The organism is Nonomuraea lactucae (assembly GCF_003313395.1).
In the GTDB taxonomy this organism is placed as follows: domain Bacteria; phylum Actinomycetota; class Actinomycetes; order Streptosporangiales; family Streptosporangiaceae; genus Nonomuraea; species Nonomuraea lactucae.
The window spans coordinates 1-11,546 of sequence record NZ_QNFZ01000980.1; the positions used below are offsets into that span (position 1 = coordinate 1).

At 69.0% G+C, this 11,546-nt stretch carries 13 protein-coding genes and 1 pseudogene; 5 read left to right on the plus strand and 9 right to left on the minus strand.

Going from position 1 to position 11,546, the window contains the following annotated elements; translation table 11 throughout:
- Nucleotides 1-203: 203 nt before the first annotated feature.
- From DQW85_RS34815 to DQW85_RS34825, 3 genes are all read right to left on the minus strand, one after another.
- Entirely contained in the window at nucleotides 204-1,430 is a 1,227-nt protein-coding gene (locus tag DQW85_RS34815) for a metal-dependent hydrolase family protein (RefSeq protein WP_113704011.1), read from the minus strand.
- A 9-nt stretch (nucleotides 1,431-1,439) separates the two neighbouring features.
- Nucleotides 1,440-2,294, minus strand: a complete 855-nt coding sequence (locus DQW85_RS34820) for an enoyl-CoA hydratase/isomerase family protein (protein WP_113704012.1) — start codon at nucleotides 2,292-2,294, stop codon at nucleotides 1,440-1,442.
- Between the two features lie 123 nt (nucleotides 2,295-2,417).
- Nucleotides 2,418-2,960, minus strand: coding sequence for a TetR/AcrR family transcriptional regulator (locus DQW85_RS34825; RefSeq protein WP_162795615.1), 543 nt, complete (start codon nucleotides 2,958-2,960; stop codon nucleotides 2,418-2,420).
- A 77-nt stretch (nucleotides 2,961-3,037) separates the two neighbouring features.
- Here DQW85_RS34825 and DQW85_RS48345 point away from each other — a divergent pair, with 77 nt between their 5' ends.
- On the plus strand, nucleotides 3,038-3,346 hold the full coding sequence (locus DQW85_RS48345; protein WP_162795616.1) for a helix-turn-helix domain-containing protein: 309 nt from the start codon (nucleotides 3,038-3,040) through the stop codon (nucleotides 3,344-3,346).
- A gap of 261 nt (nucleotides 3,347-3,607) precedes the next feature.
- The gene (locus DQW85_RS48350) at nucleotides 3,608-4,081 is read left to right on the plus strand and encodes a hypothetical protein (RefSeq protein ID WP_162795617.1); all 474 of its coding nucleotides are present in this window, start codon (nucleotides 3,608-3,610) and stop codon (nucleotides 4,079-4,081) included.
- Between the two features lie 425 nt (nucleotides 4,082-4,506).
- Here DQW85_RS48350 and DQW85_RS34835 read toward each other — a convergent pair whose 3' ends face one another.
- The 5 genes from DQW85_RS34835 to DQW85_RS34855 form a co-directional block, all read right to left on the minus strand.
- Nucleotides 4,507-4,824: a hypothetical protein gene (locus DQW85_RS34835; protein WP_113704014.1), complete on the minus strand. Its 318-nt coding sequence runs from the start codon at nucleotides 4,822-4,824 to the stop codon at nucleotides 4,507-4,509.
- Nucleotides 4,825-5,250: 426 nt separating this feature from the next.
- Nucleotides 5,251-6,288, minus strand: a complete 1,038-nt coding sequence (locus DQW85_RS34840) for a helix-turn-helix transcriptional regulator (protein WP_113704015.1) — start codon at nucleotides 6,286-6,288, stop codon at nucleotides 5,251-5,253.
- On the minus strand, nucleotides 6,221-6,814 hold the full coding sequence (locus tag DQW85_RS34845) for a recombinase family protein (RefSeq protein ID WP_240197626.1): 594 nt from the start codon (nucleotides 6,812-6,814) through the stop codon (nucleotides 6,221-6,223). Before DQW85_RS34845 ends, DQW85_RS34840 begins: the two co-directional genes overlap by 68 nt.
- Before the next feature lie 140 nt (nucleotides 6,815-6,954).
- Nucleotides 6,955-7,176, minus strand: coding sequence for a hypothetical protein (locus DQW85_RS45055; protein WP_162795614.1), 222 nt, complete (start codon nucleotides 7,174-7,176; stop codon nucleotides 6,955-6,957).
- A 673-nt stretch (nucleotides 7,177-7,849) separates the two neighbouring features.
- Nucleotides 7,850-8,257, minus strand: coding sequence for a TetR/AcrR family transcriptional regulator (locus tag DQW85_RS34855; protein ID WP_113704018.1), 408 nt, complete (start codon nucleotides 8,255-8,257; stop codon nucleotides 7,850-7,852).
- Between the two features lie 108 nt (nucleotides 8,258-8,365).
- Between DQW85_RS34855 and DQW85_RS34860 the strand changes: the two genes are divergently transcribed.
- Both DQW85_RS34860 and DQW85_RS34865 read left to right on the plus strand, forming a co-directional pair.
- On the plus strand, nucleotides 8,366-9,274 hold the full coding sequence (locus DQW85_RS34860; protein ID WP_113704019.1) for an SDR family oxidoreductase: 909 nt from the start codon (nucleotides 8,366-8,368) through the stop codon (nucleotides 9,272-9,274).
- A 171-nt stretch (nucleotides 9,275-9,445) separates the two neighbouring features.
- A complete protein-coding gene (locus DQW85_RS34865; protein ID WP_205315637.1) occupies nucleotides 9,446-10,228 on the plus strand; it encodes an alpha/beta fold hydrolase in 783 nt (260 codons plus the stop codon).
- Between the two features lie 355 nt (nucleotides 10,229-10,583).
- On the opposite strand, the gene DQW85_RS46180 is transcribed toward DQW85_RS34865, so the two are convergent.
- Nucleotides 10,584-11,054: a hypothetical protein gene (locus DQW85_RS46180; protein ID WP_205315638.1), complete on the minus strand. Its 471-nt coding sequence runs from the start codon at nucleotides 11,052-11,054 to the stop codon at nucleotides 10,584-10,586.
- A gap of 208 nt (nucleotides 11,055-11,262) precedes the next feature.
- Between DQW85_RS46180 and DQW85_RS34880 the strand changes: the two are divergent.
- Nucleotides 11,263-11,546, plus strand: a pseudogene (locus DQW85_RS34880) (SRPBCC family protein); the annotation flags it as partial.

The window sequence follows — 11,546 nt, forward strand, 5'->3', positions numbered from 1 at the left end:
ACCTCATGACCCGCCGCCTCACCGGCGAATCCACCCCAACCTGGCGAAACGCCTGACACGTGAACCAGACGGAACTCTCAGGATCAAACACCCACTTAGTAAGCAATCAGAAGGTTCTGTTCTGTGACCCCGGGTGATATGTGCTGATCAGGCGTCGAGTGCGACGGGCGGGCGTGCTGAGGCGGTACGTTCCTCGGTCGGCGTCAACCCTTCACCCGCCGGCCGGCTTTCCAGACGCCGACGATCCGGTCGGGGTCGGAGAACACCTTCAGGTCGGTCAGCGGGTTGACGTCCATGGTGATCAGGTCGGCGTCGTATCCGGGCTGCAGCTGTCCCGCGCGCGGTGCCAGGGGTCCGAGAGTGTCCGGGCCGGTGGCGGTGGCTGCCTCGATCGCCGCCAGCGGGCTGAATCCCGCGTCGCCGAGCAGAGCGAGTTCCCGGCCGTTACGCCCCCAGGCCGCCGGCTGGTCGCGGCCGGTGATCGCCAGGTCCGTGCCCATGGCCACGGTCACCCCGTGTTCGCGGGCCAGCGCCACCGCGGCCGCGTGGGTGTCCACGATCGCTTCCAGTTTCGCCTGCGCGTAGTGTGGCAAGATCCGGCTGTCCACCAGCTCGGTGAGGATGGTGCGGGTCGGCACCAGGACGGCGCCGCACTCGCGGATCGCGTCGGCGCACTCAGCGTCCAGATAGGTTCCATGCTCGATGGTGCGGACCCCGGCCTTGAGCGCGGCCAGGATGCCGGGCTTGCCGTGGCAGTGCGCGGCTACCACCCGGTCCGCCATACCGGCCACCTCGACGACCGCTGCCAGCTCGGCGGCCGTGATCAGCTGATGGGCCGGATCGTCCGCTTCGGACAGAACCCCGCCGGAGGCGCACACCTTGATCACCTTGGCATTGCGCCGGAGCTGCTCGCGGACCGCACGGGCGAAGTCGGCCGGACCGTCGGCCAACCGCAGATCCGTCCCGGCGCGCGCGTGGTCGACGACCCAGGGCAGCGGGAATCCGTGCAGGTCACCATGGCCGCCCGTGGTGGACAGGACGGCCCCGGCCGCGTACACGTTCGGCCCGACGACGCCGCCTTCCTCGATCGCACGCGCCAGGGCCACGCCCAGTCCGCCCATCTCGCGCACGCTGGTCACTCCTGCGTCCAGCGCGGCGCGCAGATCGGCGGTGGCGCGGGCGGCACGCAGGGCGACCGGCTCCTGCACGATCCGGGTGGGGTCCATGGCGCGTACGCCCATGAAGTGGGCGTGGCAGTCCCACAGGCCCGGCAGCACCGCGTGGGCCGGTACCACCGTGGCGTCCGGGCAGTCCGGCGCCCCTGCGGCCGGCCCGGCGTAGGCGATCACCGGTCCGTCGGTGAGCACCACAGCGTCAGGGACGGGATCGCCTCGACCGGGAATCATGATCCGGGCTTCGATCCGTTGCATGGTGCGTCGTCACCAGATTTTGCGGGCGCCGGCGTCGGCGATCAGGCTTCGTATGGGGACGAGCTCCTTGGACGCGATGGTGCCCAGCATCTGCTGTGACATGTGGAAGCCGAAGTCTTCGGCGACGAGCTTCTTCCACGGCCGCGAAAGGATGTTGTGGGTCGCCCAGCGTGCGAAGCGAGGGCGCTTCATGATGAACTCGGCGAGCTCCCAGGCACGGTCGAGAAGCTGCTCGCGGGGCAGCACGTCGCTGATGATACCGAGTTCGAGCGCGGTCCCCGCAGGGATCGACTTGCCCCCGTAGATGTAGTACGCGGCTCGCTTCGTCCCCATGAGCGCCTGCAGGGCGAGAGCCTGGCCGTCGCCGGGCGCGCTGCCGGCGAGGAAGTGCGGGTCCATGAAGTCGGCGCTCTCCACGGCGAGTGTGATGTCGCACAGCATGGCGAACTCGGTGTGGATTCCAGGCCCGTTGACCGCCGCGATCGTCGGGATGTCGAGATTGTTGACGAAGCTCTCGATGAGCTTCCAGCCGTCGTAGGTCTGCTGGAAGATGTAGTCCGGCTCCTCCTCGACCATCGGCTTTCCCCAGGTCTTCTTGGGGTCACCCTGGAACCAGGTGTCTCCGGTCGCGGTGATGATGAGGACCTGATTCCCGGAGTCGTTCCCGACGTCCTGCCAGACGCGGTTCCACGCGTTGTGCGCGGCCCAGTTGTGGATGTAGGGGCCATCGTTCGTGTGCAGCCGCAGTTCGATGATGCCGTTCTCGCGGCGCATCTTGAAGAAGTCGGCGTACTTCTCGGAGTACTCCTCGAAGGTGACGGGCGGAACATGACCGGCCCAGGTGTCGCCGTAGTCGTTCGACATGGATTGCCTCCTGTGCGGCATGGGAGAGGGCGAGACCGGGAGGGGCACGTCGCCGACCAGCACGACCTCACCTAACGAGACAGAACTGTATCGTTAATCGGGGTGGCTGGTCAACCCATGACGTCAGGGCGCGTGCGATGTCAGTCCGTCCAGAACGGTCTGGGTGATGCGCCGGGCGAGCTCGCGAGTAAGCGGGCGACGGTCACGCATGACCAGCAGATAGACCGGCGCGGCCAGCATCGTGTTCAGGAATGAGGCATCCACAGGCGGCAGTTCGCCAGCTTCCACGGCGGCGTCGATCCGGTGCTGCAACGCCCCGAGCCGAGCCTGGAGGACATCGCTGCCGAGCTGCCGGATGGGATCGTCGGCATCCGCCACGATCGACGCGGTGATGATCGCGCGACCGATCGGAGTGGCCAGAGTGTCGCTGATCGCGCACAGGAACTCGACAATGTCCGAACGCACGTCGCCGGTGTCTGGAGCGGACACCGATGACTCCGCGAAGCGCATGAGCGCGTCCTTCAGGAGATCGTCGCGCTCGGGCCACTTGCGGTAGACGGTCGCCCGGCTCGTTCCGGCCAGCTTGGCGACCGCGTCGTACGTCACGGCGGCGACACCGTGCTGCGCGATCAGCTCCACGGCCGCGGTGAGCACCTGCTCGCTCACGCGAGCCGTCCGGCCGCCCGGCCGCGAACGCACCGTACCGCCCGACCCCTCATGCTCTGCCATACGGGCAAGAGTACGTGCTGGCCACGCACCGGCCCGCTGGCGCCGCCGGTTGGGACTACGGCGGGATCGTCCGTAAGGCATGCCAGGCCGCCGGGCTCACCCTGGCCGAGCTCGGCACCCGCACCGGATATCCGGCCTCCCAGGTCTCCCCCTACGAGCGCGGCCTGACTCCGCTCACCGACCTGCTGGTGCTGCGCCGCTTCGCCAACGCCCTGAACATCGCCCGCAGGCCTTCGACCTGGCGCCCGACGCCGCCTCTCATCGCCACGCACGGCTCGTCGCCGCAACCTCCATGCCCCCTCGGACCGCGGCCGACAGCGTGACGAACGAGCAAGCAGGGGAGGATGATCCGGTGCGGCGACGGAAGCTTCTGGCCCTCGCGGCCGCGGCCCGCGCGGCGGCAACGTCATCGAGACGGGCACCGAACCGTACCAGCTCGCCCAGACCCGCGCCCAGGCCGACGACGCCGGGGCGTCACGCAGCGTCTGGAAGGTGACGATCTCGTACACCATCCGCACCACGCGCCGGCGCCCGCGCTTGTCCTTCTTGAACACCAGGTCCTCCCAGTCGCCAGCGGTGCCGCGGTGCTCGGGCACCGTCTCGCCGCGCGGGTAGTAGGTGGTGTTGCCCGCCTTGGCGTAGCGGCGGATAAGCTCCAGCGCCTCGATCACCGGCTGGTAGGCGGTGTTGTTGCTCTTGAACTCCAAGGTGTCCAGCAAAGCCATCAGGCCGCGGCTGACCTGGCGGACCGGATCGTCGGGCTGGCCGAGGGCGGCGTCAGCGACCTTGAACAGAATGTTCTCCTTTCCGGTCACCCGCTTGAACGCGTCGATGAGCTCCTTGGTCACCTTGCTGTCGGCCCGCGCCTTGATCCGATGCACGGTGGCGATCAGCAGTTCCACGAGCGTGTCGGTGATCTCCCGCTCGCGCTCGTGGATCAGCGCCGCCAGCAGCAGGACCGTCAGCTCGCGCGGGTGCGTTCGCATGTGGGAGGGTGCCTCCACCGCGGCGCGAGCACGCCAGGCTGCCAGCACCTTGGGTGCCACGTCGGCGAATAATCCGGGTGGCAGCTCGATCGAGCGCACCGCCGTCAGCTTGCGGATCTCGGTCATCATCGACTCCAGGCTTACGTTGCCCGGCGCGGACTTGATGAAGGCCAGTAGGTCGAAGTCGTCGTCTTCGTCAGCAGGGGCCTCACCTGTGGGCATCTGGTCGCCGTCGCTCGGCTCCTCGTCGACGGCGTCGCGCTCTTTGTCGAAGTCGACCAGGCCGCAGATGCGCTGCGTGGTCTCGCCGCTCAACCGGGAGGAGATCCGTAGCGACCAGGTGGACTCCGCGTTGTGCAGAGCCGAGGCCACGATCCGGGAGATCCGCCCCGGCGTGGGCGGCTCGACCCTCTCCTCCCGTAGATGCTGGAGGAGTTCCTCCCGAACCCGCTCGGGCCGTCGCTCAGCGTGCGCAACATTCTCGGCCAGCCAGACCGTTACCTTCGTCGCGTCCGTGGCCACGTGCTCGACGACCCAGTCGGGCAGCTCCGAGCGGCCGCGCGGGAAACCGGCACCCCTCCGTGGTACGGCCGGACGTTGTGGATGGTCATGCGGGCTGCCCCGATGGATGGAACGCCGTTGTTGTCGATTTCGACGATGGAGGCGGTGACTCGCGTGGAGGGGCTGAACGCGTTCGAGGTGGCGTTGAGGATCACCTGGCCATGCGCGACGAAGGTGGCGGTGCCGGTGAAAACGGCTTCGGCGGACTGGTCGGCGAGACTCTCCTCGCTCGGCTGGATGGTCTGTAGGCTCACAGCCCCTTTTCCTCGCTTTTCGGTGATTGGGCCGGTGCCGGCCGGGTGTCACGGTCGCGAGTGGTCACGACGGTCCGCCCTGCCGGTCGGTCTCAACGATCGTCCGAGCGGCAGGCGCGAAGGTATCCGCAAAGTTGGGGGGTCGCCGGTCAGGACTACGTCAGAAAGTGCCGCCGAATTCGGGGAAGACATCGATGGAGAGTGTGTTCCGCATGGCTCTCCTCACCAGAAAAGTTCCGGGGATCCCCGGACGGAAACAACCCCACCGTGATCATTCCCGGCGCCGGCAGCCGTTCCTGGATTCCTCCGCCGGGCACCGGGCACACCGATCGCCAGGTACGGCCACCGGGGCCGCCCGGACGGCACGTTGACGTCGGCCGGGCTTGGGCGCCTCGGCATGTCGCGCACTCCCGGGCTTGAAGGACGTCACGCGGAGATGGCCGCTATCAGGTCATGCCGTCCGCAGGTGCCGGTCTTGCGGAAGATCGCCTTGAGGTGTTCGTTGACCGTGTGCACCGACAGATCGAGTCGGCGTGCGATCTGCTTGGGCGCGGAGCCGTCCTGCAGGCAGTGCATGATCTGCCGTTCGCGGGCGGTGATCTGGTGCCAGTCGCAGAACGTCGGCAGCAGCAGCGTGCCGGTCGCGTGCTGGATCACGATCGCGACATCCCCGTCATCGCCGAGTGGCTGCGCCTCGATCGCGGTCCACCCGCCGTATCCCACCGACGGGACGCATACCCGCGGGTAGCGCGCCCGCGGGTTGCGGTCGTGCTCGCGCGCCTCGAACGCCAGGGCGGCGACGGTGGATTCGACGAGCCAATCCGGTATCGCCAGCTGCTCGACCATCGGGTCCAGCCACCGCCGGGCCTGCGCTGTCCTCGACTTGACCTTGCCGTCGGGTCCCACGACGAGCATACCCGGCGGCAACCCCCGCGCCGAAGGCACGACGGGCCAAGCAATCACATAACCGCGCACGGCTGCGATCAGCGGCGGTCCGACCTCGGCGATCCGATGCCGGTCGCCCGCGTCGAACGGCCGGGCGCCGGCCGCCCTGGTCAGGCAGAGCAGTCCCCACACGCCACGGGCGTCCCGCAGCACCAGGCGCAGCTCCTCACCCATCCCGTACTCGGCCAACAGCCTGTCAGGCGCGCCCGCGCGGCGCATCCGGTCCGCCACGGCCACCGGCACCGGCTGCCGCGCCAGAGCGGCCAGGGCGGGCAGCTCCATACCCACACTGTCGACGCTCAGTACCTCGCGACCGAGATCGGGCCCGTACCCGTGCCAGAACGCCATCGCGGTGACGCCCACCCCCAGCGACGGGTTCATCGCGGCGTATCGCAGCCCGTCATGCGCGACCACTGGCGCGATCACCCGGGACAGCGCCGCCCCCGTCTCCTCAAGGCGGGCGCCTGGCACCAGCGCCGCACACAGGTCCCGATACAACCGACCCTCGGCAGCCCTCATGCGTCCAAGTGTGGGTCCAAGACGTCGTTCCATGCGGCGATTCGATGGTAACAGTCAGTGCTTGGCTGACTACACTTGGACCCCGCCCGGAGATCCTGAAGCTAGGCGAGCCGCAAGATAAGCCTGTGATCGCCTTGGCCATGCCCTCGCGGGTGCGCATCTTCAGCAGATCTGCCTCGAATTCAGCGAACACGGCCAGCAGGTTGAAGAACATCTTGGACATGGGATCGGCGGGGTCGTAGATGCTGCCGCCTGGACAGAGCCGGACGCCGCGGGCGACCAGGGTGTCGCCGATGTCGCGGGCGTCGGGGACCGAGCGGGCGAGCCGGTCGAGTTCCGGGACGACCAGGGTGTCGCCGGCGTGCACGGCTGCCAGGGCCTGATCGAGTCCGGGCCGCTCGCGGTTGGTGCCGGTGAGTCTCTTGTCGAGATAGATCCGGTCCTCGGGCACGCCGAGGCTGGTGAGGATTTCGCGCTGGGTGGTGAGGTCCTGCAGGACGGTCGAGCACCGGGCGTAGCCGATCATTTCTCCCATCCGCAGGTCGGCCGTTCCGATGGCCGCGCCCGATGATGTCTCGTTGAGCGTTCCTCTAACGGACACGGACTCAGGGCGTTGTGCACAGGAGTGCGGACAGCAGCGAGATCCGAAGTTCTCTGCAAACCGATCTAAACCGCCAGGATGGCCGTGCAGGCGACTTCGGACATCGACAGCCACCATTTTTTGATCTTGCTCTGGGAATGGGTCGTTTGTGTGAAAATCCGGGTCGGCGGCGCTCCAGCCCCGTGAGCGGCGCCGAGGCGCGGAGGTAACTCGGCCTCGGCGCTAGTGGCTGCGATCTCTACATGGTAGATGCCCTGATTCAGGAAGGTGCCGGTGTGTCCGCGCACCTTTCTGAACTATCGGGCTGCGTGCCGCGTCCTCCTGGTGCGCGGCCCGTGCCAGGCGGGCGCTGTGCGTGTGAGAGCAGGGGCGGATGACGGGTGAAGTGATCGGTATCGGGCTGGCCGTATTGGCGGGCCTTGTGAGTCGGGGGGCCAGTGCACGGGAGGCATGGCTGCAGGTGCGGCTGAGCCGCTACGGGCTGCACGCCGAGGGGTTGGTGGTGGACCGGGAGCACACGTCGGCGGACCATTGTTCGACGCCCGTCATCGAGTTCATCGACCAGCAGGGCCGGCCCGTCAGGTTCCGGCCCCCCGCGACGGGGACGGGGCTGGCCCTCGGAGCCCATGTGCCGGTCGCCTCCATGTCCGGAAGGCCGAAAAGCGCACGGGTGTTCACCTGGAAGTACCGCCTGCATCGGATCGTCGGCCTGTTCTTCGGAGCCATGATCTGGCTCGGCGTCGCGGCTGGGTGCCTGCTCACCCACCGAGCCTGCTCTCCCTCCTCGCTATCGCCGACGGATCCCCGCCGGACCCGCCACAGGCCCCTCGGACACGCCCTGTTCACACTGAGGCACACCGTGCATCGGACGTACCGGCCGCTGTCGAGGACCGGGACGCATGGCAGGGGTCTCCCACCCGTCACCACCCCGCCCAGTCTGGTGATCAGCCGGGCCCCGGGTCAGGTCCGAACGTCGGCGTCTCCGGCGATGGCGGCCGCGCAAGCCTGCAGCTCCCGCAGTGCCGCGTGCGCGATCTCGGTGTACGGCCGCCGGTTCTCCGGTGCCGCCCAGTGTTCCAGGGTGGTGCTGAAAGCGAGGACGCCCAGCTCGGCGGCGGCGAGGCAGGCCCCGATCGTCGCCGAGGGCGACGTGGCCGAGATCGCGTCATTGAAGCGCCGTGCCAGCGCGTCCTGTCCGCCGAACAGCACCCCCCGCTTGTCGGCGTAGTGCCGGAAAAACGTGCTCTTGGTCAGTCCTGCGCGGTCCGCGATCTCGGGGACGGTCATGGAGTCGTGTCCGCGTTCGGCGAACAGTGCGAGCGCGGCCCGTTCCAGGCGTTCGCGCGTGTTCGATTCCCACCCGGCCATGCGGACATCCTAAGTGATGGGACTGAGTCCCGTCGCCTGCTACGGTGGAAGAAGTGATGGGACCAAGTCCCATCACTTCTGACCCCACCACACCCCAAGGGAGTCACCATGCGTGTCTTCGTCACCGGCGCATCCGGGCATCTCGGCTCGGCGATCGTCCCCGAACTCCTCGCCGCCGGGCACGACGTCGTCGGTCTCGCGCGGTCCGACGACGCCGCCGCGGCCGTGACCGCGTCCGGCGCGAGCGTGCACCGGGGCGACCTCGCCGATCCCGTCGCGATCGCCAAGGCGGCCGCGGACTGCGACGGCGTGATCCACCTCGCGTTCAACCACGAGCAACTGCGCGCCGGGAACCTCCCCGCCGCGGTCGCCGCGGATCTCGCCCTAGTGCACGCCTTCGGCGACGCCCTCGCCGGCACCGGCAAACCGCTGGTCGCGGCCTCGGGCACGCTCGGCCTGGTGTCCGCGCGCCTGGGTCGGCCTGGCACCGAGGCAGATGCCGCCGGGCCCGGGGGGCGCGGCGACAACGAGAACGCCGTGCTCGGCCTGGCCGAGCGGGGCGTGCGGTCCTCCATCGTGCGCATCCCGCCCATCACCCACAGCACGCTGGACCGCCACGGCTTCGCCCGGACCCTGACCGCCACCGCCAAGCGCAGCGGCGTCGCCGGCTACCCGGGAGACGGCGCCAACCGCTGGCCCGCCGGGCACACCCTCGACGTCGGCCACCTCTTCCGCCTGGCACTGGAGAACGCGCCCGCTGGCACCCGGTGGCACGCGGCCGGGGACGAAGGCATCCCGCTGCGCGAGATCGCCCGGAGCATCGGCACCCACCTCGGCATACCCACCGCGAGCATCCCGGCCGACCAGCTGCAGGCGCACTTCGGATTCCTGGCGGCAGTGATCGCGCTCGACAACCCGACCTCCAGCCGCACGACCCGGCAGGCGCTCGGCTGGGAGCCGACCCACCCCGGCCTGCTCGCCGACTTCGAGACCGGTGACTACTTCGAGGAGCTGTGATGAGTTACGGACCGCAGAACCCCGACGCCACCTACGTCGAACACGGCTACCGCGAGGAGACATTCGACACCGGCGAAGTGGCACTCAACTACGCCACCACCGGCCCGGCCGACAAACCGGCCCTGCTGCTCATCCCGGCTCAGGCCGAGTCCTGGTGGGGCTACGAGTGCCATGAAGCTACTCGAGGACGACTTCGAGGTGTTCGCCGTGGACCTGCGCGGCCAAGGACGTTCCACACGCACCCCAGGGCGCTACACCCTCGACAACATGGGCAACGACCTGGTCCGGTTCATCTCCGGGCGCATCCGACGCCCGGTCCTCGTCAGCGGCCTGTCCTCCGGCGGCGTCATCGCAGCGTGGCTGTCCGCGTACGCGCCCCCCGGCATGCTCCGCGGGGCGTACTACGAGGACGCGCCGCTGTTCTCCTCCGAGCTCCGGCCCGCCTACGGCCAAGGCATCAACCAGGCCATCGGCCCCTGGTTCGAACTCATCAACAAGTACCTCGGCGATCAGTGGTCGGTCGGCGACTGGCAAGGCCTCAAAGAGGCGATGCCCCGCGATCTGCCCCCGGTACTGGCCAGGGGCCTGGCGCAGATGGGCGACCTCATGGGCGGCGACGAACCGCCCCAGACCTGGCGGGAGTACGACCCCGAGTGGGCCCGCGCCTTCGCCGGCGGCTCGGCCAGCGCCTCCTGCGACCACGCCCGCATGCTCGCGTCCGTCAAGGTCCCGGTGATGTTCTCCCATCACTTCCGGCACGTCGACGAGGAGACAGGCCGGCTGCAAGGGGCCATCTCAGACCTCCAGGTACGACACGTGCGCGAGCTCATCACCCAGGCCGGCCAGCGGTTCGACTACAAGTCGTTCCCGAATGCGGGTCACGTCATGCACCAAAGCGACCCCCGGGCCTACGTCGCAGTCCTGCGCGACTGGACCTCCTCCCTCGACGCCTGACTCGACGAGGCATGACCAGGCACCGCGCCGACCCGGGTCGGACACGATGTCTGTTGCCAGGAACAGCGCACCGAGGCCGGATCACTACCGACGCCTGCCCGCTGCGGCCCGTCGAGGCCGAAGTCCCCAACGGCCTTCGCGCGCCCGAGACCGATCGGAAAGGGCGGCCTCACCGACGCCGCCCGGCCGTGACCAGGGGGTTCGGGGTCGAAGTCACGGCTGACGGCTTCGGCCCCGAACCGCTGCCCTACCGCTGCCCGGCGCTCTCCGCCGGGGCGCCGGCCGCGGTGCGTCCGCCCGCTGGCCGGGGATGACCCCGGCGGGGTGGAGGTTGAGCCGGTTTCCCATGTCCAGCTCAAACCGGCTGTAGGAGTTCACGTGGGTCCAGAACAGCGGGGACAGGGCCTGGCGGTCGGCGTCGCCGAGCCGGTCGGCCCACTCCGGCTCGGCCAGTACCTCCTGCAGCAGCAGGGTGTTGACTGGCCTGCTGACGACCGCGGGGCCGGTTCATCTCATCGATTGGGCACTCGACCACCCGGCCGGTCATCTGATGGATCTCGACCTTGTGACGCAGCTCCAGGAACAGGAAGAACGTCTTCAACGCCTGGGCCCGCGACAACCGCGTGCCCTTCGCCGTGCTCCGCAGCACCTTCCCGAAGTGGACGTCGGCGTTCGCGGGCTCCATCTCCCATAGCGGTCGGCCGAACCACGCTCGTACCTGCTCCAGGTGCATCACGTCCGAAGGGAAGTACGCGTCCTTCTCGTCCCGCCAGCCGCCGGGTTCGGGATGCTCAAACGACCTGCCCGGTGCTTTCAACTCGTTCACGCGACTCCTCCCGGATCACTCCGGTTGATCGGCGCGGGATGCGAAACCCGTCGTGTACGGCCATTCAGGCGACATGCACCTTTCGTGCCTAAATCCGCTGGTGTCATCGGTTTTGTCAGGGGGCAGGGGACGGTAGACGCGGGGGGCGTCAGCAGACCGGGGCCGCCAGCGGCGTACGCACATACCACCGCAACCTGTGTTAGGAGGCATGATGACCGACAAATTCGCCCGTGCGCTCGGGTGGACCAGCCTCGCGCTGGGCGCGGCGCAACTGGCGGCACCACGGGCCGTGACCCGCCTGTGCGGCGTCGCCGACACGCCCGGGGCCACGACCGTCGCCAGGCTCGTCGGCGGGCGCGAGCTCCTGCACGCCGCGCTGCTGCTGGGTGCCAAGAACCCCGCCCGGTGGGCGTGGACCAGGGTCGCCGGCGACACGATGGATCTCGGCGTCCTCGGCAAGGCCGCCGCCAACCGCACGGGCGCCCGCCGCAC